Origin of the sequence: Campylobacter concisus, assembly GCF_002912425.1 — a bacterium.
Classification (GTDB): domain Bacteria; phylum Campylobacterota; class Campylobacteria; order Campylobacterales; family Campylobacteraceae; genus Campylobacter_A; species Campylobacter_A concisus_AH.
Window position 1 is genome coordinate 1 of record NZ_POYR01000194.1, and the last position, 24,377, is coordinate 24,377.

General features: G+C 38.6%; 24 protein-coding genes and 1 pseudogene. 14 read left to right on the forward strand and 11 right to left on the reverse strand.

All coding sequences use genetic code 11. The features are described 5' to 3' along the window. The coding region (locus CYP84_RS10280; RefSeq protein ID WP_103637465.1) for a hypothetical protein at window positions 1-535 on the forward strand (535 nt) is incomplete at its 5' end. Window positions 536-553: 18 nt separating this feature from the next. On the opposite strand, the gene CYP84_RS10285 is transcribed toward CYP84_RS10280, so the two are convergent. Next, window positions 554-2,914: a putative bifunctional diguanylate cyclase/phosphodiesterase gene (locus tag CYP84_RS10285; RefSeq protein ID WP_103637485.1), complete on the reverse strand. Its 2,361-nt coding sequence runs from the start codon at window positions 2,912-2,914 to the stop codon at window positions 554-556. Then, complete coding sequence (gene ciaB / locus CYP84_RS10290; RefSeq protein ID WP_103637466.1) at window positions 2,907-4,751, reverse strand: invasion protein CiaB; 1,845 nt, start codon at window positions 4,749-4,751, stop codon at window positions 2,907-2,909. Before ciaB ends, CYP84_RS10285 begins: the two co-directional genes overlap by 8 nt. Window positions 4,752-4,841: 90 nt before the next feature. Between ciaB and CYP84_RS10295 the strand changes: the two genes are divergently transcribed. Then, window positions 4,842-5,255: an acyl-CoA thioesterase gene (locus CYP84_RS10295; protein ID WP_009295346.1), complete on the forward strand. Its 414-nt coding sequence runs from the start codon at window positions 4,842-4,844 to the stop codon at window positions 5,253-5,255. 149 nt (window positions 5,256-5,404) lie between these two features. After that, window positions 5,405-6,043 carry a Crp/Fnr family transcriptional regulator gene (locus tag CYP84_RS10300; RefSeq protein WP_103581147.1) on the forward strand — a complete coding sequence of 213 codons (639 nt, stop codon included), beginning with the start codon at window positions 5,405-5,407 and terminating at the stop codon, window positions 6,041-6,043. 7 nt (window positions 6,044-6,050) lie between these two features. Here the strand turns inward: CYP84_RS10300 and CYP84_RS10305 are convergent, their stop codons facing one another. The 3 genes from CYP84_RS10305 to CYP84_RS10315 are packed head-to-tail and all read right to left on the reverse strand — an operon-like array spanning window position 6,051 to window position 7,187. Next, window positions 6,051-6,518 (reverse strand): molybdate transport repressor, encoded by a 468-nt coding sequence (locus CYP84_RS10305; protein ID WP_103637467.1) that lies wholly within the window; start codon window positions 6,516-6,518, stop codon window positions 6,051-6,053. An 11-nt stretch (window positions 6,519-6,529) separates the two neighbouring features. Then, window positions 6,530-6,964 (reverse strand): molybdopterin synthase catalytic subunit, encoded by a 435-nt coding sequence (locus CYP84_RS10310; RefSeq protein ID WP_103567954.1) that lies wholly within the window; start codon window positions 6,962-6,964, stop codon window positions 6,530-6,532. 1 nt (window position 6,965) lies between these two features. After that, on the reverse strand, window positions 6,966-7,187 hold the full coding sequence (locus CYP84_RS10315) for a MoaD/ThiS family protein (protein ID WP_103567953.1): 222 nt from the start codon (window positions 7,185-7,187) through the stop codon (window positions 6,966-6,968). A gap of 84 nt (window positions 7,188-7,271) precedes the next feature. On the opposite strand from CYP84_RS10315, the gene nspC reads away from it, so the two are divergent. After that, complete coding sequence (gene nspC, locus CYP84_RS10320) at window positions 7,272-8,411, forward strand: carboxynorspermidine decarboxylase (RefSeq protein WP_103637468.1); 1,140 nt, start codon at window positions 7,272-7,274, stop codon at window positions 8,409-8,411. A gap of 309 nt (window positions 8,412-8,720) precedes the next feature. On the opposite strand, the gene CYP84_RS10325 is transcribed toward nspC, so the two are convergent. Then, window positions 8,721-9,317: a DJ-1/PfpI family protein gene (locus CYP84_RS10325; RefSeq protein ID WP_103637486.1), complete on the reverse strand. Its 597-nt coding sequence runs from the start codon at window positions 9,315-9,317 to the stop codon at window positions 8,721-8,723. Window positions 9,318-9,715: 398 nt separating this feature from the next. On the opposite strand from CYP84_RS10325, the gene CYP84_RS10330 reads away from it, so the two are divergent. The 10 genes from CYP84_RS10330 (at window position 9,716) to CYP84_RS10375 (ending at window position 21,010) form a co-directional block, all read left to right on the forward strand. Continuing rightward, complete coding sequence (locus CYP84_RS10330; RefSeq protein ID WP_021092159.1) at window positions 9,716-10,663, forward strand: formate dehydrogenase subunit gamma; 948 nt, start codon at window positions 9,716-9,718, stop codon at window positions 10,661-10,663. 146 nt (window positions 10,664-10,809) lie between these two features. After that, on the forward strand, window positions 10,810-11,412 hold the full coding sequence (gene yedF / locus CYP84_RS10335) for a sulfurtransferase-like selenium metabolism protein YedF (protein ID WP_103637469.1): 603 nt from the start codon (window positions 10,810-10,812) through the stop codon (window positions 11,410-11,412). Next, window positions 11,409-12,431: a selenide, water dikinase SelD gene (gene selD / locus CYP84_RS10340; RefSeq protein WP_180996417.1), complete on the forward strand. Its 1,023-nt coding sequence runs from the start codon at window positions 11,409-11,411 to the stop codon at window positions 12,429-12,431. The genes yedF and selD overlap by 4 nt, the downstream gene beginning before the upstream one ends. A 107-nt stretch (window positions 12,432-12,538) precedes the next feature. Then, a complete protein-coding gene (locus CYP84_RS10345; protein ID WP_021092100.1) occupies window positions 12,539-13,159 on the forward strand; it encodes an NAD(P)H-dependent oxidoreductase in 621 nt (206 codons plus the stop codon). Window positions 13,160-13,278: 119 nt separating this feature from the next. Beyond that, the gene (locus CYP84_RS10350) at window positions 13,279-17,331 is read left to right on the forward strand and encodes a diguanylate cyclase domain-containing protein (RefSeq protein ID WP_258033937.1); all 4,053 of its coding nucleotides are present in this window, start codon (window positions 13,279-13,281) and stop codon (window positions 17,329-17,331) included. After that, window positions 17,324-18,184 carry an ATP phosphoribosyltransferase regulatory subunit gene (locus CYP84_RS10355; RefSeq protein ID WP_103637471.1) on the forward strand — a complete coding sequence of 287 codons (861 nt, stop codon included), beginning with the start codon at window positions 17,324-17,326 and terminating at the stop codon, window positions 18,182-18,184. The genes CYP84_RS10350 and CYP84_RS10355 overlap by 8 nt, the downstream gene beginning before the upstream one ends. 2 nt (window positions 18,185-18,186) lie before the next feature. Continuing rightward, a complete protein-coding gene (locus tag CYP84_RS10360; protein WP_012140419.1) occupies window positions 18,187-19,437 on the forward strand; it encodes an adenylosuccinate synthase in 1,251 nt (416 codons plus the stop codon). Then, a complete protein-coding gene (locus tag CYP84_RS10365; RefSeq protein WP_103637472.1) occupies window positions 19,434-19,856 on the forward strand; it encodes a flagellar export protein FliJ in 423 nt (140 codons plus the stop codon). The genes CYP84_RS10360 and CYP84_RS10365 overlap by 4 nt, the downstream gene beginning before the upstream one ends. After that, window positions 19,856-20,419, forward strand: a complete 564-nt coding sequence (locus tag CYP84_RS10370; RefSeq protein ID WP_009295375.1) for a MotE family protein — start codon at window positions 19,856-19,858, stop codon at window positions 20,417-20,419. The genes CYP84_RS10365 and CYP84_RS10370 overlap by 1 nt, the downstream gene beginning before the upstream one ends. A gap of 90 nt (window positions 20,420-20,509) precedes the next feature. After that, a complete protein-coding gene (locus tag CYP84_RS10375) occupies window positions 20,510-21,010 on the forward strand; it encodes an NAD(P)/FAD-dependent oxidoreductase (RefSeq protein ID WP_103637473.1) in 501 nt (166 codons plus the stop codon). A 55-nt stretch (window positions 21,011-21,065) separates the two neighbouring features. Here CYP84_RS10375 and CYP84_RS10380 read toward each other — a convergent pair. From CYP84_RS10380 to rplM, 5 genes and pseudogenes are all read right to left on the reverse strand, one after another. Beyond that, window positions 21,066-21,347: pseudogene (locus tag CYP84_RS10380) on the reverse strand (hypothetical protein); the annotation flags it as partial. A gap of 312 nt (window positions 21,348-21,659) precedes the next feature. Beyond that, window positions 21,660-22,298 carry an HAD family hydrolase gene (locus tag CYP84_RS10385; protein WP_103611549.1) on the reverse strand — a complete coding sequence of 213 codons (639 nt, stop codon included), beginning with the start codon at window positions 22,296-22,298 and terminating at the stop codon, window positions 21,660-21,662. A 72-nt stretch (window positions 22,299-22,370) separates the two neighbouring features. After that, window positions 22,371-23,387, reverse strand: a complete 1,017-nt coding sequence (locus tag CYP84_RS10390; protein WP_103637474.1) for an OmpA family protein — start codon at window positions 23,385-23,387, stop codon at window positions 22,371-22,373. Window positions 23,388-23,542: 155 nt separating this feature from the next. Continuing rightward, the gene (rpsI, locus tag CYP84_RS10395; RefSeq protein ID WP_021084780.1) at window positions 23,543-23,932 is read right to left on the reverse strand and encodes a 30S ribosomal protein S9; all 390 of its coding nucleotides are present in this window, start codon (window positions 23,930-23,932) and stop codon (window positions 23,543-23,545) included. 2 nt (window positions 23,933-23,934) lie between these two features. Further along, window positions 23,935-24,363, reverse strand: coding sequence for a 50S ribosomal protein L13 (gene rplM, locus CYP84_RS10400; RefSeq protein ID WP_002939292.1), 429 nt, complete (start codon window positions 24,361-24,363; stop codon window positions 23,935-23,937). Window positions 24,364-24,377 lie beyond the last annotated feature (14 nt).

Sequence of the window (24,377 nt, forward strand, 5' to 3'; positions counted from 1 at the left end):
ATGTAATATCGTCTTATCTGGAGAAAATTTAATAGACTACCAAGCATTTAATCTATTTTTCTCAAAAAAGGCTAGAAAACAGTATTTTATAAATGTTTTTATGATTTTTACGGAGGCTATTATAGCTGGATTTGTCGCTGACATGCTCTTAAAAACTAAAATTTTTACTATTATCAGCGTCATTTTTGCTATTTTTTGGATCATTTTTTATCCAATTTTTTTAAAAAATAGACGAAAATCGGTGCTAAAAAGCTTAGAAATTTCAGACTTTAAAAAAGAGATGATCTTTGAAGTAGATGAGAAAAATTTGGCATTTTACGAAAATGAACCGAAAGAAAATGAAATTTTTGACATAAAAGATGTAAGTGAAATTTACGAGCTTAAAAATATCTTTGTCATCTTTATAAATGAAAAAATCCATCTAGTCTTGCCAAAAAACAAAGAGACCTCAGATCTAGTAAAAGCGCTTATAAAAGAGAGCAAAAAAGAGCTACTACTTTTTGAAAATTTAGACTACAAAAGCGTTATAGGCTAAGCTTGTAAATTTACAAGCTTAGATGTGATCAAGCGTGCTTCTTATGAGCTCTTCAAAGTCTTTAGCGTTCATCGGCTTGCCCCAGAAATAACCTTGTATCTCATCGCAGCCTAGCTCTCTTAAAATTTCAAGCTGAGTTTTATCTTCAACACCCTCAGCGATCGTCTTTAGCTCGATATTTTTAGCTAGAGTTATAACACTTTTTACAACGTCTCTATCGATCTCATTTATAGCAATATTATCAACTAGCTCTTTTGCGATCTTTAGCCTATCTAGCGGATACTTTTTGATGTAGTTCATCGATGAAAAGCCGGTGCCAAAGTCATCGATCGAGATGCTCATGCCTTTATCTGAAAATTTCTTTAGGACTGTTTGCATTATCTCTTCGGCATTGACGAGGCTTGCCTCTGTAAGCTCGATATCAACGCACTTTGGATCCATACCAAATTCTTCAACAAAGCCAAAGATATCCGATGCAAAATTTACATTATCAACCTGTTTTGGCGAGATATTGATGCCAACTTTTAGGCTGATGCCATACTTTTTGTTCCAGTAGCTCATCTGCCTTATGGCCTCTTTTGCCACCCATATTCCTATTGTATTTATAATTGAGCTTTGCTCGGCTACTGGGATAAATTTAGCCGGACTTACAAAGCCTTTTACTGGAGAGTTCCATCTAATTAATGCCTCAGCGCCTATTATCTTTTTACCATTTAGCAGATACTGCGGCTGGAAATTTAGGCTAAATTCCTCATCAAAATTCATAGAATTTAGCAAAATTTCTATGTAGTTTTTCTCCTGAATGATCTCTTTTATATCATCGTAAAAGACATATTTTGTATTAACATCTCTTTTTGCTGCATCAAGTGCCGCTCCAGCTTGCATAATAAGATCATCAGCTAAAATTTCACTTGTTTGCGTTGAGCTAACGCCAACCTTTGCTCCAAGAGCTATCTTGTAATCGCCAACTGAGATTTGCTCGGCTATGATGTTTAGCAGATAGTATAAAAATTCTCTATAATGCCCCTCATTTTTTTGCTTTAAAACTATCATAAAGTCATCGCCGCCAAACCTTGAGACGATAGCGCCCTCTGGCAAGATTGCTTTTATATTTTTAGAAAATTTCAAAAGCACCTCATCACCCACGTAGTGGCCGTATGAGTCGTTTATAGCCTTAAAGTGGTTGATGTCGATGCTATAAATATCTATCTTTTCGCCAAGCGCTTTGGTCTTTATCATCTCTGATAGTTTGCTTAAAAATGACTGTCTATTTAAAAGCCCAGTGAGTGAGTCAAATTCGCTAAGCTGCCTTAAGCGCTCGTTTTTCTCTTCAAGCTCTCTTAAACTATCTTGGATCTCTTCATCTAGTTTAGCGATGATATGCCTTTCAGATCTAGCTAAATCCCTCATAGCAACTGTACTTGAGATACTATAAATTAGCGCTGCATAGGCTAGCAAAACCATAAGTAGAAAAACTATCCAAACAGAGTAAATTTTATCTGTATTAGCAGCTCCTAAAAAGAGTAAAGATACGATAAGCAAGGTGATAAATTTATATATAAGCGCCCTTATATAGTCTTTTCTGTAACTTCTTATCTTGATATTTGCCTCGTTTTCCTTTAGGTGCAAGCAAGCTACAAATATAATAAAAAATGCAACTTTAAAGAAAAACTCATAATGAACATTTGTACCACCGTATGACAAAAAGGCCTTTGACGAGTAGTATGCATCGCAAATGCAAATGATAAGCAAGGCTAACAGATATAAAAGTAGGCTAACTCTTTTATAGCTAAAAACTGGTTTTTTTGATACAAAATTTAGTGAAAATGCGACAACAAAGACAAAGCAAAAGATAAAAATATCCATTATGATATATGAAAGGCTAGTCACAAATTCTTGATTAAGCGCTACTACTAAACTTTTATCAAAAACTACAAACCAAAAAAAACTAACCGTTATAAGCATCAAAGCAAGCGCATCTACCGCGACTTGTTGCCATATCACTCTTTTTAAAATCCTTGTAAAAAAGGCGACAAAAGAGACGATAAACATAAAAAATGGGATCAAATATAAAATTTGCATAAGCTCCGTACGAGAGATATTTCCGTGCATGAGAAGCGATCTATCATAAAGCAATAAAAGGATATCTGCTAACGCCCAGCTCGCTATAGCTAAAAATATATAGGTCCAGTATGAGTTTAAATTTCTACTACTTTTTAATAAAAAGAACAAAAATATGGCGATCACTACATCAGTGCCAACTGATATGGCTGTCAGATAAAACTGATCCCCCAGATAAATAGCAGAAAAATAAGCAATAATCAGGGCAAATATAAATAAAAAAGAGCCGTTGTGAAAATTTGTTATCCTATCAAGCACGGCCACTCTCCGCTTCCTGGGCTAGCTTTTGCCACCTTTGCCACTCGCCGCTATCATCAACATCGTTGCCGATAGCCTCGTACCTAGCGTAAAAATGCTCAACAAATTTCTTGCACTCTTCATCTTTTGGCAGATAGCTTAGCTCATCTTTTTGGCAAAATTTCTCCAAAAACGTGCTCGCATCAGCTTTTTTAGCGTATGTTTGCGCTAGATCGAAGTAGTTTTGCAAGCAAATTTCTTTAAATTTAGCGTAAGCTTGCTCGCTCATATCCACGCTTAGTTTGCCGTCAAATTTAAGCACTCCAGCCCTAAAAAGCAAACTAAGATGCATGAGCCCCTCGCAGTAATAAGCCCTCACCTCATCGACCTTTCGCCACGCGATAAGCCCAACCGCGCGAGCTATTAGCTCATGAAAGACGGCCATTTTGTACTCCGCCTCTTCGTGCAAAAAGAAATTTACTAGCCCACCAGTCGTCGCCTTGTACTCTTCGATAAATTTAAAGACGCCACTTTTATTCATGCTCATCTCAGTATCAAGCCCGATAAAGAGGATGTGTCCAAACTCATGGCCGATCGTTGAAATTTCATATACTTTTTTCCAAATTTTTGGCTTTAAAAATAAAATTTCTCTGCCAAAATCCAAAAATTCCTTGCTAAAAATTTCAGCTCCAAGCTTCATAAAAGGCTTTGCCTTTGCGCCCTCATAGACGTGATTTACAAAGGCAAAAATTTTCTTGCCGCATTTTGCGCTCACACTCTCGTCATTTGGCACGACCTGGGCGCTAAAAAGTCCGTTTAGCTCCGCTGCGTAATAGATCATCGGCACGCTTATATAAAGCTGCGTTCTAGCGATATTTTCGCTAACTGCCTTGTTTGTCGCGGCGTTATCAAATTTTATCTTTTCACAAACACTTTTGTAAGTTTTTGCCACTTTCTCTTTAAATTTAAGCTCGTCAATGCCCTCGCTATCGACCAGCCTGATGTCCCACTCAAGTGCGACTGCGTGCGTGTAGGCATCCTCGTAGTACTCCAGCGGATGGCCCGGCTGAAGCGCGCCTTTTACATCCATCCATGCTATCTCAGCCTCTTGCCAAGCATTTATCACCTTTGCATTATTCTCTTCGCAAAAGGCGTTTTGCAGCTTTTCAAGGTATTTTACGTAAGATTTTTGCTCGTCATTTTGAGCTAAATTTCTTAAAATTTCAAGGTTTTTTGTAAATACTTTTTTAAGCTCTCTAACCTCATCTTTAAAGGCAAGTGCGTAAGGCAAAAAGCTAAATTTCTCGCCCTCTTTGCAAACTGCGCCGTAAGCTCTATCAGCCCTTACGCCGTTAGCGTCACACTGAAATAAGCTGTTTTTAGTGATAAACTCATTTGCCTCGCTTAGATCTTTAAATTTAGCTTCAAACTCTTTATTTGTGGTGTCTATTATCTTTTCTTGCCATGAAATTTGCCACGCATTTAGACTAAGCCCAAGCTCATGCATAGCCTCTACAAAGGCTTGAAAAAACGGGTCTAAAATTTGCTCATCACGTGCCTTTTTTATAAGCTGGGCGTGCAGATTTTCATATAAATTTCTAACGTAGCCATAGATCAAATTTAGCACGCGTTTTTGCTCGTTCTCACCTAAATTTAGCTTTTTTAGCTCATTTTGAAGTGGATCAACTTTAAGATCAACTATCCTTCTTGCAAGGGCTAGCTTTTGGCTTGGTGTGCCAGTAAGGCCGCAAATTTTCACAGCTTCAGTTATGATCTTGTCATCTAAATTTTTATAAATCGCGTTTAGCTTGGATTTTTGCTCTTTTGTAAGTTCGTTTAGTCTTTTAAAATCATTCATCTTTTCATCCCTTAAAGTTGCAGGATTTTAGCATAAAGCCATTAAAATTTGCTACAATTTACCAAAAATTTAAAATCTAAAAGGCAAAAAATGGACATTTTAAAGGACTTTGGCGAGCCACGCATAAAGCAAGTTATGCTACCAAAAGATACAAACTCAGCTGGCAATATCTTTGGTGGCTGGATAATGAGTCAGATCGACCTTGCAGGTGCGCAGGCTGCTAGAGAAATTTCGCCTGAGCGAGTTGTGACTATTTCGATGAAAGAGATCATCTTTAAACAACCAGTCTTTGTTGGCGACGTGCTAAGCTGCTACGCAAAGATCATCGCAGTTGGTAAAACATCGATAACAACGCAGATAGAAGTGACTGCACTTAGGCTAAATGACGGCGGTTTTAGAGAGACTATACACGTCACAAGCGCTACTGCGACCTATGTTAGTGTGACAAAAGATGGGCACAAAAAACCAATAGATGAGAAGATAAAAGAGCTGCACGGCTTTTAAAATTTGGTTGCATTTTATGCAGCCAAACCCCTAAATTTATCACTATTTTTAAAAGAATTTGAAAAAAATTGACTTCAAAAAAGATAAATTTCAACTTATTTAAATGCTTTATAAAGTAAAATCAGCCCTTACACTTTTTTGGGAGAAAGATGAAAAAATCACGCTTAGGGCTTTTACAAACGCATATTTTAGATATCTTAACACAAGATGAGCTGGAGAAATTTGAGTTTAAAGAGCTGCCAAAAACAAGCACGATCTACACCGAAGATATCGAGATCATCATCTTAAAAACCGGCTCAGCAAAGCTCTCATTTTTTGAAGATGGCGAGGAATTTATCCTTTATCATTTAGAAAAAAACAACATCGCCATACTCGATGACAACTGCGCCTTTGAAGTGCTTGAAGATGCCCAAATTTACGTCATTAGACTAGATAATATCGGCGAAATTTTGCACAATCAAAAAGCTGCAAGCGAGATCCTAACAACCACTCTAAACACCATAATCGTGCAGCGCCAGATCACAAAGTCGATACTTTTTGAGGACGCAAAGGGCAGGATCGCAAATTTCTTGATCGAGCTTGCAAATGAGCAAGATCTAAAACAAAATGGCTACCGATACGTGTTTTTGCCATTTTCTCTAAAAGTGCTCTCAAGCTTTGTTGGTCTCAAGCGCCAAAGCGCCTCAACAGCCTTTAATGAGCTTATCAAAGACGACATCATCAGAAAGATCACACCGCACGAATTTCTCATCATCGACCACGAAAAACTTGAAAGTTACACGAATTAAAAAGCTTTTACGCCCTATCTTTAAATTTAGCAAGCCTATCTCGAAGCTCTTTTGAAAGAGTGAATTGCGAAAGCTCATATCTGTCAAAAATGACGATCATATCATCGCCAAGCGCTTGCACTAGGCCAAAACAAGCATCTCTATCGAGGCGATTTTTTCTAAATTTAACACTTAACGCATCGACCTTTTTCTTATCGCCAAAGCTCTTAATGGCGATCTCATCGATATCTTTGAAGAAAAATTTGATATTTTTTGAGCCTTTTTTTATGACAAATCCATCATCATCTATCTCAAAAAAGTTGTTTTGCAAGATCTTTCTCACGCAAAAAAAGGTTGAAATGGCGCCAACGATGACACCAAAAAGAGAGGGCGTACCAAGATCTAGGTAAAAATATCCAACGATGCTAAAGACAAAGAGCCCAAACCCAAAGGCTAGTGCCCAAAAAACATCTTTTTTACTCTCTTTGGTTATCATCTTTGCCCTTTTTATGCCAAAAGTCCAGCACCATTTATCGCTTGGCTGCGCTCTTTGGCGTAAATTCTCTCGCCATTTATCACGTCATATTTCCAGATAGGCGCATTTGCCTTAAAGTCCTCGACAAACTCGTTTATAAGCCTTAGCGCGACCTTTCTTTGAGGGCTAACAACGCCTGCTACATAAGAGCTCGTATGCACCGCCACATCGCCTTTTGAGTGAGCAAAGAGCACGTAGGCATTTTCCTTTTTGGCTCTCTCCTGCCAAGCGTCTAGCCATTTTTTAAGGATCGGCTCATAGATATCAAAGCTAAGCGCCGAAATCCCGCCCTCTTCGCGCACTATGCCCACAAAAGTGATGAGCGCGCCGCAGTTTTTATCCTTAAACCTATCATACCACTCGTTTGTGATGCTTTGAACGTCCAAGCTTCCATTATAAATTTGCATTTTAGCCTCCACAAACTGGTGGCAAGATAGAAATTTTATCGCCTGATTTAAGAGCGAAATTTATATCGCTCACGATCTCGTCATTTACAGCCACAGCGCAGATATTTAGCCACTTTTTAAGCTCTTCTTTCTCGCTTAAAGCCGCTTTTACCTCGCCTAAATTTTTTGCTTCTATTTTTATACTCTCAAGCCCGATAGGCCCAAGAAATTCGATCTCTACCACATTTTATCCTTTGAAATTTTTGCTGATTTTACTTAAAAATAAATTTAGATATACTTATTTGAAAATTTACAAAAGAGAAAGCAAATGAACGAAATTTTAAAAAGCATAAAAACCCCAGCCTACGTCTGCGAAGAGGCAAAAGTACGTAAAAATTTAGAGCTTTTAAAGTATGTAAAAGAGCAAAGTGGAGCTAAAATTTTAGTGGCCCTTAAAGGTTTTGCCTTTAGCGGAGTGATGGACTTGGTGGGCTCATACCTTGACGGAGCGACTTGCAGTGGGCTTCACGAGGCCAAATTTGCGAGCGAATACGTAAAAGGCGAGATCCACACGTATAGCCCAGCCTTTAAAGATGAGGATTTTGATGAAATTTTAAAAATTTCAAAGCACATCACATTTAACTCTTTTGCTCAGTGGCAAAAATTTAAAGGCATTGCCCTGCAAAATGGCGTTATCTGTGGACTGCGCGTAAATCCAGAGGTCTCACTAGCGCCAACTGATAGCTACAACCCATGCGGTAAATTTAGCAGGCTTGGCATCACGAGAGCAAATTTTAAGCCAGAGCTTCTTGAAGGCATCACTGGGCTTCATTTCCACGCGCTTTGTGAGGAGAGTGCTAGCAGCTTGCAGACCGTGCTGGAGGCGTTTGAGGAGAAATTTGGCGAGTTTATCCCAAAGATGAAGTGGATAAATATGGGCGGCGGCCACCATATCACGAGGGCTGATTACGACGTGGAGCTGCTTATAAATATCATCAGACGCTTTCGCGAGAAGTACGGCGTAGAGGTCTATCTGGAGCCTGGCGAGGCTGTGGGCTGGCAGACTGGCTTTTTGATAAGTAGCGTGCTTGACATCGTGCATAACGAGAAAGATATCGCCATCCTTGACACCTCAGCCGAGGCGCACATGCCAGATACCGTGCTCATGCCCTACCGACCAGCCGTTAGAGGCGAGAGCGAAAATGGCAAATTTACTTATAGATTTGGCGGAAATACCTGCCTAGCTGGCGATATCGTGGGGCTTGAGGCTGGCGATGCGGAGTATAAATTTGATAGCGAGCTAAAAATTGGCGACCGAGTCATCTTTGAAGATCAAATTCACTACACCATCGTGAAAAATACAACATTTAACGGCATAAAACTGCCCGATCTGCTACTTCTAAAAGAAAATGGCGAGGTTAAAATGATCCGCGAGCTAGACTACGAAGAGTATAGGCGCAGGAACTAGAATTTTGCTTTTTGAAGGTAAATTTGGCTTTTTAAATTTAAGATAGGTCAAATTTATCTGGCTTGTAAATTTCGAAAAACAGCTTGAATTGCTTAAATTTAAAATTTATCTTGAAGCTATTTTCGTTTTCAAAATTTAAACTTATTAAATTTGGCAAATTTATAGCCGGACTGCGAACTCCAAACTAATTTAAATTTATTATCTACAAAATTTATCTTAATACTTTTACTAAAGCTATCTTAGCTTGCTATCTTTTTTAAAATTTAGTAGATTTCTGACTTTATCAAAAGGTCACAAGCCACCTTAAATTTAATACCCATAAATTTTGGCAAATTTATCTATCTTTGAGCTTTTTTGCCAGTTGTATTCAGTCTCGGTTGCGATATTTTGGGCTAGCTCCTTGCCAAAATGATCGCTGATAAAGCCAAGCGCCATATCCATGCCAGCAGCCACGCCCGAAGCTGTGTAAAATTTACCTGCCCTCACCCACCTAGCGCGCTCTTGCCATTTTACAGCCTTGCCGCAACTTTTTACCCACTCAAGCGATCTTTTATTTGAGGTAGCCTTTAAGCCGTCAAGCTCTCCAGTGCGAGCGATGAGCGCCGAGCCAGTGCATACACTTAGGCAAAATTTAGATGCCAAAACGCACTCTTTAAGCTTAGAAATAAACTCACTATCATCTACAAGCGCCCTTGTGCCCTGACCTCCAGGAAGCAGCAAGACGCTCTCTTTTGGCATCTTGCTAAGCTTTTTTGTTTTTATAAGAAAGCCTTGCTTGCTTCTTTTCATCCCACCATCAAACGAGACGTAGCTTATCTTCATCTCAGGCACCCTTGCTAAAAACTCCACCGGACCCATAAGATCAAGCGTCTCGTAGTCATCAAATATAAGAGCGTAAATGTCCATTGCTTCGCCTTTTAATAGAGATCTAAAATGCTTTTGATATTTTAATTCAATTTTTAGAAAATATAAATTTAATAAGGTATTTTGAGTTAAAAAGCTAAATTTATAAATCATTGGCTTTTTGATAAAAATATTCAAATTTATCTAGCACCATTTCTAAATTTGAATTTAACCACGTTTTTAGGTAAAAAATTGAGATTTTTACTGCTCAAAATTTATATCAGTGTTTATCAAAATTAACAAAACTTAAATATTTTTTATAAAAATTTTAGTAATCTTTTTTGCTAAGGTTTGCTTGTGATTAGCTCTGATATAATAGCCACAAAACGGCATAGCTGTGTGATTTTAGCATATTTAACCAAAGCTTAAATCATTTAAGCTTTAGCAAATAAAGGAATAAAATGACGAGAATTCTTACTCTACTTTTTACATTGTCCGTTGCGGCAATGGCCATTGAAGGACCAACTGGCGTCAATCAATTTGACAGCACCATTTGGGCAGCACAGAGGATAGAAAATATCAAGCCTTATGAGCATGGCTGGGGCCCGATATTTACTTTTATACAAGGCAACGACTACTTCGCGATAGCTGCACTTTCTATCATTTTAGCTGTTATCGGCGCGTTCGTGCTACACTTCTTGATCATCGGACCAAAACACTTTAGTCACGATGGCAAAAAAGTATTTGCGTTTTCACTGATCGAACGTATAGCTCACGGCTTAGCTGCGATCTCTTGGATCATCTTAGTGCCAACTGGCATCATCATCATGTGGGGTGCAGAGCTTGGCGGTGGCACATTTGTGCGTTTCTGTAGATACTTGCACGATATAGCGACTATTATATTTGCTATTTCTGTGCTTCCTATGTTATTTGCTTGGACTATCAGAATGCTTCCAGCTGTTTATGACATCAGATGGATGATGATAGTTGGTGGTTATCTATCAAAGAAGAAAAAACCAGTCCCTGCTGGTAAATTTAACGCTGGTCAAAAGGCATGGTACTGGATCGCTATCCCTGGTGGTATCGTGATGATCATCACTGGTGCGATCATGTATTTCATGGATATTAAAGAGCCAGCGGTTGCTAGTTGGTTTGGTATCTCTCAAATCGATCTTTTAAGATATAGCGTAGTTATCCACAACTGCCTTGGCATCGTCTGTGCGGTATTTTTCTTAGTTCATATCTATATGGCTGCGATCGCTATACATGGCGCTATCTGGTCAATGGTCACTGGATACAAAGAAGAAGAAGAGGTTTATGTACTTCACCACTACTGGTATCAAGAGCTTGTTAAAGAAAACAAGATCCCAGTATCTGACTACGAAAAATCTTACACAAATTTAAAATAATCAACCTTGACCTTGCGACTTACGCAGGGTCAAACTCTCTTTTATAGCAAATTTCACAGCACAAATCCTTTTAAAAAATTAATATTTTTTAGCTATAATCCAAAATCAGTTTCAAGGTTTGAAATACTAATCACAAAGGAAAAACAATGACAAGAACAATTGATTGCAGAAATTTAGAGTGCCCAAAACCAGTCATCATGACTAAAAACGCGCTTGAGGGTTTAAATGAGGGAGAGAGCCTAGAGATCATCGTAAATGCCCTAACTCCAAAAGAAAATATCTCAAGATTTTTAAAAAATCAAAATATAGAATTTAGCCTAGAAAGCAACGGCAATGAGACTAAAATTTTAGCCATCAAGGGCAAAAGCGCACTTGAGCTTACAAATTTTGACGAATTTGTCTGCGACATCACGCCAAAAAGCGAAAAAGTGCTCTATCTAAACGAAGAGCGCGCAGGTAGCGGCGAAGTTGGCATAAATTTGCTATCAAAATTTCTAGGCGCACTTCTTCAAGTAGAGAAAAAACCAAAGATAATCATCTGCGTAAATAACGCCGTTAAGATGACCACAAACCGCGCACATCCAAGCTTTAAGCCACTTAAAGATCTTGAAGCTACTGGCGTTCAAATTTTAAGCTGCGGAAGCTGCTTGGAGGCTTATAAACTAGTGAGCGATCTTGCAGTTGGCGAAATTTCAAACGCCTATGAGATCATCGACATACTCTCAACTCACGAGCAAATCAAACTATGATCTATCACGACAAAAAGCTTACGCAGTTTGTTAGAGCCGCTGGCTGAGCTGCTAAGCTTGACCCGTCGGGTCTTCACAAAACGATTAGTAGTTTAAATTTATCTCATCCAGACCTGCTCTCAAGCATCGGCTCAAACGAAGATGCGAGCGTTTTTAAGCTCTCAGACGATCTTGCGCTTGTTCAGACGCTTGACTTTATCACGCCAGTAGTAAATGATCCATTTATCTATGGTCAGATCGCTGCTGCAAACAGCCTAAGCGACGTCTTTGCGATGGGCGGCGAGGTGATAAACGCTCTAAACATCGTGGGCTTTGATAGTTGCAACCTTGCGCCTGAAATTTTAGGCGAAATTTTGCAAGGAGGAGCCGATAAAGTAAGAGAGTGTGGCGGCGTCATCGTTGGCGGACACACGATAGAGACACAGCAGATGTATTATGGGCTAAGTGCGACTGGCAAGGTAAATCCTAAAAATTTCTGGGCAAATAACACAGCAGAAGTTGGTAATGTTTTGATCCTCACAAAGCCTCTTGGTAGCGGTATCTTAAGCACAGCGATCAAGGCTGATCTACTAAGCATGGAGCAAATAAATGAGGTCGCAGGCATCATGGCTCAGCTAAATTTCTACGCTCTAAAAGCGCTAAGTGACATCAAGGTTTATGCTGCTACCGATGTGACTGGATTTGGATTTTTAGGGCATTTAAGTGAGATGTTAAACGACAAGATCAGCTTTAAAGTCTTTGAAAAAGATGTGCCAGTGATCGCAAGTGCAAAAGAATTTGCCGATATGGGCATCATCCCAGAGGGAAGCTACAAAAACCGTGAATTTGCAAAGCATTTTGTGAGCAAAGAGGCTGATATCTTGCTTTTTGATGCGCAAACCTCTGGCGGACTTTTGATAGCTGTTAGCGAGAACGATGCAAGCTTAGCCCTATCACGCCTAAAAGAGGCTGGCTATGAGCACTCAGCCATCATCGCAGAAACTATCCAAAAAGGCGAGTTTGATATATTTTTAAACTAACTCTAGGCTAAATTTAGCCTATTTTAAAGCCAGCTAAAGTCTGGCTAAATTTCTTTTAATTTACCTAGTCGCTTTATAATGTCAAGAAATTTAACAAAGGAGATATGATGAACTATCTTGAAATTTTAAAATTTCGTCACGCTTGCAAAATTTTTGACGAGAGCAAAAAGATCGGCGCTGGCGAATTTGACTTTATCCTAGAGGCTGGCAGACTAAGCCCAAGCTCGACTGGGCTTGAGCAGTGGGACTTTTTGGTCGTGCAAAACAAAGAACTTAGAGAGAAGATAAAAGCTGTTTCGTGGAACCAAGTGCAGATCACCTCTTGCTCGCATTTGGTTGTCATCTTAGCAAAGATCAAAGAGGTAAAAGTTGGTAGTAGCTATATCGATAAAATGATCGCTAGAAGAGACGACAAAAATATTGAAGCTATCGCTGCAAGGCAGAAATTTTTTCTACTATCAAATTTTAAAAATGACGATGAGCTAACCTTTCAGTGGTCACACGAGCAGTGCATGATAGCTGCGACAAATATGATGAACGCAGCCGCTAGCCTTGGCATAGATAGCTGCCCGATGGAAGGCTTTGACAGACACGCTTTAAATGAAATTTTAGGTCTTGATGAGAGCGAAAAAAGAGTGGCTATCGTAGTGCCATTTGGCTACCGCTTAAACCCACAGCCAGAAAAACTACGCAGACAAAGAGCCGAAGTAGTTACTTGGATCTACTAACTCACGGGGCAAAAGCCCTGTGATCTCTTTAAATTTAAACAAAAAGGCATTTTATAAGCTAAAAAAAGTAAATTTGCGTTAAAATCATGGCTAGTTTTAAAAAGCGAGGCTTAAATTTAATGCAAAAAAATAGCGCTAAACCAGTTTTGCAGATTTTTAAGAGGTTCTATGTAAAGATAGCACTACTTCTTTTTGCCTTCATCTTTCTTGCACTTTTTGTCATATTTGCTGGCATAAACGATATAAAATATGAAATTTCAACGCTAAATTTAATCACTAGAAACAATATCGTCAATACATTTGTAGAGGTAAAAGACAATATCACCACAAAGGCAAGACTCATAGCAAACGGCGTAGAGCCATTTTATGAAGATACTGTTGTAAGTAAATTCTACACCGCTTTTTACGTGATAGCAAAAGACAACTCCTTGCTTTATGAGCGTAAATTTGAGGGCGCTTTTGAGCTACACGACTACGATATCTCGTGGTTTTCAGATATAAAAGCAGGCGAGTTTAGGCTCTCTGATAGATTTTATAAAAATAGACGCTTTAAAGATATCTACATAGCTTACGGGCTAAAAAATGGCAATAAAATTCTCGTTCAGCTAAATCCAAATCTTTTAAAAAACAAGGTCGATACAGGCTACAATAAAAACCTTGCCGCATACGTCTTTTTGGTCGATAAAGATGGCAACCTCTCAAGAGATGAGTTTTATAGAAAATTTATAAAAGAAGACTTTAACAAATACATCTCGCAAGGTGGCGAGTTTAAAGCTGACAAGATCATTTTTAAACTAAAGGATATGAATTTTTATAAGATCAGCTACCTAGAGGAGCAAAAGCTATTTGTCATAACAGGCTCTAGTAGGCAGGCACAGATCTTTATCCAGCTAGTTCTAGTCGTGCTTTCATTCTTGTGTTTTGTCGCATTTAGCATACTTTGGCTACGTGATAACTCATATATAAAAGATAAAATTCTCTCTCCATTTACCAGGATCACACTCTTTGCGGCAGATAAAAGCAAGCCAACTGATGAAGAATTTGACATAAAAGAATTTACCTCGCTAAATAACAGCATCAAAAAACTCTACGAAGATAGAGATAAAGCTTACGAGACGGCACAAAGCTACGAGAGTAGATTTGGCTATGTATTTGAAAAGAGCTTTTTAAAGATCGTGGTCTATGACGCTTATACTGGCGTCATCACGGACATTAGCAACGCTCTTTTAGAAAAACTAGGCTACAAAAAAGATGACGTAGCAGATCTAAATATCAAAGAGCTACTTGAAGAAGAGTCTAAAAATTTAGCAGAAGATAGAGAAAACGCTATCAATAATGATCTATCGTATGAAGCTAAGCTAAGGCGTAAAAATGGCGAGATAATCGACGTTTTAGCAACCCAAAGTAGCTTTGAGCTAGAAAACACAAGGCTAAATTACATACTCATAAAAGATATCACTCAAGAAAAGATGACACAAAGAAATGACGATATCATCAAAAGCTACGTCTTTTTATCGCCAAATGTCATTGCTATCGCTTCGGCACAAGAGCCATTTTTGATCATCCAAAGCACAAACAATGTCGAGAGAATTTTTAATGTTCAAAGCCAAGGTCTCATAAATTTAGAAGATATCATCGCAAGCGAGGACTTTGATAGCTTTAAAGCTGCCGTGCTAGCAAGTAAAAAAGCCTTTTTGCAAGCAAGCTTTAAAAATGAAGAGCTAAATTTCATAGCAAATATGACAAACGCTTACGGAAAGAAAATTCCATTTAAGATAAAGGCTAAATTTATCGATGCAGAAGGGCAAAAGGTCATCTACTCATTTACCGATCTTAGCGATATGCTAAAGCTTCAAGAGAGATTTGAAAAACAAAGCAAAGAGAGCAAAGCACTGCTTTGGGCGAGTGAGGCAAATGTCTTTACTTGGGATAAAAGAAGTGATATGCTCAACATCTCAGATGAGCTAAGTAAAATTCTTGGCACGCAAAGCACTCTAAATTTCGAGCAGGCAAAGTCGGTCTTTGTCGATGAGTTTGATAGTTTTTATAGCTTTTTTGAGAGCTTAAGAGATGCTCAAACATATATCAAAGATATCAAGCTTTACAGCATAGATAAAGAAATTTTACACTTTAGACTAAGGGCAAAAGCGCTTGAATACGACGAATTTGGCGAAGTAAGCTTGATAAAAGGCACGTTAAGAGACCTTAGCCTAGAAGATAGCTTCTTTGTCTGCCAAGACCTGCTTGCAAAAATTTTCTCATTTAGCAAAGAAGAGGTCGTTTTGCTTGATGAGGAGATGAGGGTTATTGACGCAAATGACGCATTTTTTGAAAGTGCGGGCGCAAAAGATAGCGTATATCTAAAAGATATCACCTTTATAAAGCAAGGCTTAAGTGATATAAAACACCAGATCATAGAGACCATAAACCAAGGTGGCTCGTGGAGTGGCAAGGTTTGGAGTGAAAATAATAAAAATAAGAGCAAGCTTGAAGTCATAGAAATTTTACCACTTATCGATGCGAGCGAAAAAAGAACTGGTTACATCATGCTCGCAATGCTTGCAAATAACGAAGCTCAAAATGAGAAATATCTAGAATTTATCGCATATCACGATCCGCTTACAAAGCTACCAAATAGATTTTTACTCTACAACAAGCTAAATTCTCTCATACAAAAAAATGAACAAAAAATAGCCGTCATCTACCTTGATATTGATGATTTTAAGGGGATAAACGACAACTTCGGTCACCAAATAGGCGATAAATTTTTAGTAGCTATCTCTGAAAAAATAGGCGCTATGTTTAATGGCAAAAATATCTTTGCAAGGATAGGCGGAGATGAGTTTGTAGGCGTTATAAACTACGAAAATTTAGGTGAAGTCTATGAGATAGCGCAAAATATGCTAAGGCTAGCTTCAGATGAAGTAAAGATAGATGAGCTAAAACTAAAAGTAAGCGCTAGCATAGGCATAGCCTTGGCTGATAGTGAGCTTGGGGCTGATGATGTGCTACAAAGAGCCGACTGGGCGATGTATCAAGCCAAGATAAGTGGCAAAAACAGAAGCTATACATTTGATGCGAAAAAAGATGTCTATTTTAAGAGCCAGTACGAAGATGGCTCAAAAATTTTAAAAGCGCTTGACGCTGGCGAGATGTTTTTAGAATTTCAACCAGAGATCAGCTTTAGCACGGGCGAGACTTTAAGTTTTGAAGCGCTTATTAGATGGAGAAAAGATGGCGAGATCATCTACCCAAGCGACTTTTTACCACTTATAAGGACAAGTAGCGCATCAAGCAATATCGCTTTATTTACGATAAAAGAGGCGCTTTTAGCAAGAAAAATGTGGCTAGAAAATGGCATAAGCGCAAAGGTCCGCGTAAATTTAAGCGTTAAAAAGCTCTTTACAGAGGAGTTTTGGCATAAATTTAAAGCGATATTTGAAGAGGATAAAAGCCTTGATCCAACTGGGCTTATCATCGATGTTATCGACGCTGCAACAGCTACAAATTTAGAAGTTTTAGAAATTTATGTGAGAAAATATAAAGAGCTTGGCATACACTTCTCGCTTGATGATTTTGCCTCATACTCAAGCTCGATCGAAGCTCTTGGTATGCTAAAGACAAACCGCTTTAACATAGATAATAAATTTTGCAAGCATATCTTTAGCTCAAAAGAGGCGCTTGAGAGCATAAATATGATAAGGTTTGTGGCTGATAAATTTGGACTAAATGCGACTATAAAAAATATCGATGACAAAAGAACGCTTGAGTTTTTACTTGGTCTTGGTTTTGATAAATTTCAAGGCAACATTTTCTCATTAGCGCTTTTGGCAAAAGATGCTGCTTTGTTTAAATTTGAAAGGCCATATCTACACATAAAAGACTATAAAAATAACGAAAATTTCGAGCTTTTCAAAGGCTTAGTCGTGCTAAAAGAGCTTGCAAACGAAGTGATAGCAAATTTAAATCAAGACGACAAACTAACACAAAGCCTAAAACAAAAAATAGAAGATGAAATAAAAAATATAGGTAAATTTAATCAAGAAATTTCTATAAATTTAAACAAACTAGCAAGTAGCAGCGACAGCGGCGAACTCTATAATCTAGCCATGTCCATCATCAAAGAGTGCGATATAAATTTAGGTTTTAGTAAGGAGATAAGAGTTGAGTGATATAAATGTTTATGAGCACGAGATCCCAAACGGAAGCAAACTTTACTTTGCAAAAAGCGCAAAGCTAAAGAGAAAAATCGAGCAAAAAGCGAGTGAAATTTTAGAAGATGAGGGTTTTAGCGAGATCGTAACGCCGTTTTTTTCGTATCATCAACATCTAAGCGTAGATGCGACAAACCTTCTGCGCTTTAGCGACAGTCTAAACCACGAGATAAGCCTAAGAGCTGATAGCACTGTTGATACCGTTAGGATCGTGCTTAGAAGGCTTAAAGCGAACGAGCCAAAGAGGTGGTTTTACATCCAGCCAGTCTTTCGCTACCCAAGCCAAGAAATTTATCAAATAGGCGCTGAGCTTATCGGCGAAAACGACATTTTAAAGAGCATAAACATCGTAGCAAAGCTCTTTAGCGAGCTTGAGATCGGCGCTTGTTTGCAGCTTAGCAACATGCAAATCCCAAGGATAATTTGCGAAATTTTAAACTTAGAGATAGAAATTTTTGAAAACTCATGGCTAGAAAAAATTTTAGCTCAAAACGTGCCGTGGCTTAGCAAACTAGCCCTTTTAAAGGACGCTAGCGAGCTTGATGAGATAATAAATTTAGTCCCTGATAAGCTAAAAGAGGCGCTGAAAAATTTACAAAGCGTAGCCAAATCACTAGAATATAAAAATTTAAGAATAGTTCCGCTATATTACTCAAAAATGAGATATTATGATAGTTTATTTTTTAGATTTTTAAAAGACAACGCCATCTTAGCAAGTGGCGGAAACTATGAAATAGACGATATTTCAAGCAGCGGGTTCGCTGTTTATACTGATGCATTGATAGAAGAAAAAATTAATTTAAGGAAGTAAGAATGAGAAAGGCTGATTTAGTAGTTGGTGTTCAATGGGGTGATGAGGGCAAAGGCAAGATAGTTGATATGCTAGGACTAAACTATGACATGATTTGTCGCTCTCAAGGTGGCCACAACGCTGGTCATACGATCTGGGTCGATGGCGTAAGATATGCGCTTCACCTTGTCCCAAGCGGAATTTTGCACAAAAATATCATAAATATCATCGGCAACGGCGTCGTTGTCTCTCCAGAGGTGCTCATCACCGAGATGGCGCAGTTTGATAACTTAGAGGGTAGACTTTATATAAGCGACAAAGCACACTTAAATTTAAGCTACCACAGCCAAGTTGATCAAGCAAAAGAACGCTTAAAAGGCGAAAAAGCGATCGGAACGACTGGCAAAGGCATCGGACCAACATACGCAGACAAGATAAGTAGAAGCGGCCACAGAGTTGGCGAGCTACTTGAGCCAGAGCGCTTGTGCGATGCTTTGATGCATGATTTTGAAACAAACAAACCAGTATTTGACGCTCTTGGCGTAAAGATACCTGAAGAAAATGAGCTACTTGAAGAGCTAAAAAGATATAAAGAGGTGCTTGCTCCATTTATCGCAAACACTACAAATTTAGTTTGGAAAGCGCTTGATGAAGATAAAAAAGTCCTGCTTGAAGGCGCTCAGGGCACACTTTTAGACATCGATCACGGCACATATCCTTATGTAACTAGCTCAAATACCATAAGCGCTGGCGCTTGCACAGGCCTTGGACTAAATCCAAAAGAGATAGGCAAGGTAATAGGTGTCATCAAAGCATATACAACTCGCGTAGGACACGGACCTTTTCCAACTGAAGACAAAGGCACAAATGGCGATAAGATGTGCGAGATCGGTAAAGAATTTGGCACGACAACAGGCCGCCGCAGACGTTGTGGTTGGTTTGATGCAGTAAGCGTAAAATACGCTTCAAGGCTTGATGGCGTCGATACTTATGCGCTTATGAAACTTGACGTGCTTGATGGCTTTGAAGTGGTAAAAATTTGCAAAGCATATCAATATAACGGCGAGACCATAGACTACGTGCCAACAGACCTTGAAAATGCAACGCCTATCTATGAAGAGCTTGCAGGCTGGGACAGCGTAAAAGGTATCAGCAGATATGAAGACTTGCCAGCAAACGCAAGAGCGTATATCGAGCGTATAGAGGAGCTAACTGGCGTGAAGGTCGGCTACATCTCAACAAGCCCTGAAAGAAGCGATACGATCATTAGATGAAAAGTAAATTTACCTCCGTCGTCCGCGTCAAAAAGCAGGAGATGGATAAGGTAGAGGCTAAGCTCGTCGTTGCTAGGCTAAATGTAAGAAATGCTGAAGAAAAAATAGCACTCTTATGGGCCAAGCTCAACGAGTTTAGCCTGCCAAAAAGTGGCAACATAGGCGAGCTAAGAGAAAATTTAGAGCTCATAAACATAGCAAGAGCCGAGCTAAGTGCCTGCAAAGAGAGCTTAGAGATAGCAAAAAAAGAGGTCTTGCACTACGAGCACAAATATAAAAATGCAAATTTAGAGTATGAAAAGATGAAATATCTAGAAAAAGAAGAATTTAAAAAAGAGATAAAACGCATACAAAAGGCTGAAGCGCTTGCTCTTGATGAGTTTGCGGTTATGAAATTTGCAGCCAAAAGCGAGGCGTAATGAGAGCTGTTTTACTCTTTTTTATGGTCATAAATTTTGCATTTTGCTTTGAAGTGCCGGTTGATTGCACTCAGATCTTTGAAGCTAGAAAAGAGGAAATTTCAAAGGAGCTTGAGGTCATCGACGAGCAGCGTCAAGCCCTAGAGGTCTTTCGAGCAAGCTCGGCTGCGGCTTATGAAGAGAACAACAAAAAGCTCGCCAAAAAAGAGGCTGATCTAAATGCGACGATGAAAGTGATCGAGCAAAAACGCAAAGAGATCGACGAAGTTGTCGCTAAAAATGAGAAAATTTTAAAAGAGCTTCGCACGATGACAACCGACAAAGTCAATGAATCCTACGCTAAAATGAAAGATGGCGCAGCAGCCGAAGTGCTCTCGCAAATGCCAAGGTCAAACGCTGCTACCATACTTTACGCCCTTGATGCAAAAAAGATTTCAACCATAATGGCTAAGATGGATCCAAAGGTTGCCTCTGAAGTGACTGCGCTACTTCAAAAAGGACCTCCATTTGTAGATGAAAAGGGCGATATGCCCGCTCCAGCTGGAAGCATAAATATGCAGTAAATTTAATTTACTGCTGCTCTATAAAAGCCAAATTTAAAATAAATTTAACCTATTTGCTCACCCTTTCTCAAATTTTTACCCCTGCTCTTGTTGTATAAATTTAGTGGCGATCTGCTTTTTACGCACAGGGGCATAAGTGGTCCAGCTATACTAAACGCTTCACTCTTTTGGCAAAAGGGTCGAATTTGCATAAATTTTCTGCCTAAATTTAGTGAGATCAATTTAGTAAATGGTAAAAAGCAGCTTAGTTCAGTTTTACCTTTACCAAAGAGATTTGTGCTGGAGTTTTTAAGAAATTTTGGTTTAAAAGATAGAGCTTATTATGAATTTAGTGATGATGAAAAAAGTATCATAAAAAGGCTTTTTGCTTACGAATTTGCCCCAGCTGGGACATTTGGCTTTGAAAGGGCTGAAGTTACAAAAGGTGGCGTAAAAACTAATTTTTTAGATGAAAATTTAGAAAGTAAAAGCGTAAAAGGGCTTTACTTTATAGGAGAGGTTTTAGATATTACCGGTATGCTTGGTGGATACAACTTACATTTTGCATTTGCGAGTGCTCTAAAGGTGGCTAACGCTTTAAAAAATAGCTAATCAAATTAGAGAAGTGAAATTTAGCTAGTGGCAGCCAAAACTGCCACTAAATTTATTATTTCTCGCTTAGATACTCTTGCAAGCTTTTTACCTCAAGTGCTTTGCCAGTTTGAACTGTGCTTAGTGACTTGGCAGCTGCGAGTGCTGCACGGATAGTTGTGAAGTATGGAATTTTAAATCTAAGTACATTTTGGCGTATCTTTTTGCCGTCATCCACGCTTGATTTTGTATCGCTTGTATTTATAACAAGCGCTATATCACCGTTTTTAAGCCTATCTTCTACGTTTGGTCTGCCCTCGCTTATCTTATAGACAAACTCGGCTTCCACGCCAGCTTCGCTAAAGTGCGATATTTATAAATTCCGGCTCCTTTTCGAGACCAACAAAGTCTCTACCTAACGAAATCTAATACAAGCATATTAGTTGGCATATTTTGCTAGCAAATTTATCTAAAAAAGCAAATCAAATGCAGAATTTACTAAAAAGAAGAATTATCTAGATTAATCAAATAGCAGCAGGTATTTTTGATATGAAATTATAAAATTCTTTTTGGTCCATTAAAGCATTTTGTAATAAGTTAAAACAAAAATTTATGAATAAATTTACGTTTAAATAGTATTAGGCTCAGGAGTTTTAATAAACTTTCACTATTATGCTTCTTTGATAAAGCTGACAGCCTCATGTGGGTTTGCAAATATATGCTCGCTAAACTGCCTCAAATCAGACTCTTTGCCATATCCGCATGTAAGGCCAACGCCCGTTATAAGAGCAGCTTTAGCAGCCTTTAGATCCATGATGGTATCACCAACCATAAACGCATGATCTTTTTCTTTGTCTAGCCTCTTTAAAGCTAAATTTATAGGTTCTGGGTCTGGTTTTGGATTTACAACATCATCTCGTCCGACAACCGTTTTTATAAATTTCATAACGCCCAAATGCTCAAGTAAAATGATAGAAAATTTTGATGTCTTTGTCGTAACAACACCAACATCAGCAAACGTGCTAGCTTCTTTTAAAGCATCCATAGCATGCGGTAAAAGCGCAGTCTCATCTAAATAGATCTTCTCGTAGCAAGCTTTATACTCTTTTACATAGTCGGCAAGCAAATTTTTATCTGCACCGAGTTTTTCAAACATTATTTCAAGCGGATATCCTACTAGAGATTTTAGTGCATCATGATCAGGTTCTTTCTTGTCGTGAGCTAAAAACGCCGCATCAAAGCCTTTTAAAATAGCAGAAGTAGAGTCTATAAGTGTGCCATCTAAGTCAAAAAGTATAGTTTTTTTCATGATAATCTCCGCAGAAATAAAAAAGGGCTCAGCCGAAGCCAAGCCCTAAAGAAGTAATTTTAAATAATAAAATTATTTATTGAAAGTAGCTTCAACACGTCTGTTTTGAGCGCGACCTTCTTTAGTTTTGTTTGTAGCGATTGGTTTAAGTTCACCGTAACCAACTGTAGAAATTTTAGCTTTTTCTACACCGTAACCAGCAAGAACCTCAGCCACTGCTTTTGCTCTTTTCTCAGATAGTTTTTGGTTGTAAGCTTCTGTACCTATGCTATCAGTGTGACCAGCAAGTACAACTTTATAATCTGGGTGTTCGCCCATAAAATCAGCTACTTTTTTGATCTCAGCTGCATATTTTGGTCCAACTTTGTAGCTATCAAATGCGAAGTTAACATCTAGGTCTCTAAGAACGATAACTTTCTCGCATCCTCTTTCGTCAACAACTACACCAGCTGGAGTGTTAGGGCATTGATCGATATCATTTGGCACGCCATCATTGTCATCATCAAGAACTGGAGCTGGAGCTGATGCTGGAGCTGCTGCTGGAGCTGCTGCTACAACTGGAGCTGCTTTTGAATCAAGACCGATGCCAAAGCCTAGTGAATAGAATAGGTTGTGATCAGCATGCTCAAATTTGATAGCGTCTCTTGCCTCTGCTTTAAGAGCAAATCTATCAGTTACTTGGTATCTTAAACCAAGACCATATTGACCAAAACCGCCATCTTCGTTTTTAACAAAAATAGCTGGAACGTCTTCATAACCAGCACCGATTAAACCATATAGGCTAACTGGTCCAAAGTCAACGATATTTTTTACAAGGTTAGCGTGGTATCTAAGAGCTCTACCCTCTCTTACAACGTTACCTGTTCTCTCTTTTACTTTTTGAGAGTAATCAACACCAAGTTCAACTTGGTCAAAGAAGAAATCTTCAAGGTTTCTAGCCGCTCTAATACCAACAAAATTGTGGTCTTTTACACGTAGATTTCCTTCTGGATGAACACCGCCGATAGTTGGAGTGATCTCATAGTTGTATGCTGCGTTAGACGCAAAAACCGCTGTTGCGGCAACCATAGCTAAAGCAATCTTTTTCATAATAGAATTCCTTTCAAATAGGGATTTTTAATGTTGACTATAATTTTACCTAAATAAAAATAAATCAACTTTAAATTATAACCAAATTCTTAATGTAAATCTGACAATTTACATAACCTAAATTTTGCAAATGCAAAAACACTTGCAAAAAACCATTAACGTTTAGAGAATTGTGGGCTTCTTCTAGCCTTTCTTCTACCAAATTTCTTACGTTCAACAACACGAGAATCTCTAGTTAGTAAGCCTTTTGGTTTAAGCGCTGCTCTAAAATCAGCATCCATATCAGCTAAAGCACGTGAAATGCCGTGTCTTAAAGCCTCAGCCTGTGCTGAATAACCGCCACCTAAAGTTGTAGCCACTACGTCTATTAAACTCTCTTGTTTTGTTACTAAAAGTGGTTGAATAACTTTAAGCTTGATAGCCTCGTGACCGCCAAGCCAAGTGTTAAGATCCATACCATTTACTACGATTTTACCGCTTCCGGCTTTTATCCAAACCTTTGCTACGGCAGTTTTTCTTTTACCAGTTGCATAAACTTTTGCCATAATTATTTTCCTTCTTTTTTAGCTATTTGTGCCGTATGAGGATGCTCACTGCCAGCATAAACTTTTAGTTTTTTTATCATCTCTCTTCCAAGTTTTGTCTTTGGAAGCATGCCACGAACAGCTAATTTAAATAGTTTTTCTGGCTTATTTGCTATCAAATCGCCAAATTTCTCGCTCTTTACGCTGCCAAAATATCCTGAGTGTCTGTGATAAAGTTTATCTTCAGCTTTGTTATTACCAGTAAATTCTACTTTAGAAGCATTTATGATGATAACATAGTCGCCACAATCTACGTTTGGCGTGAAGCATGGTTTGTTTTTGCCACGAAGTATAGTTGCTACCTCAGTTAGCAATCTACCAAAGCGCTTACCAGCTGCATCAACTACGATCCAGTCTCGCTTAACTTCGTTTGGCTTTGTTATTTTTGTCATTTTCTTACCTTTGC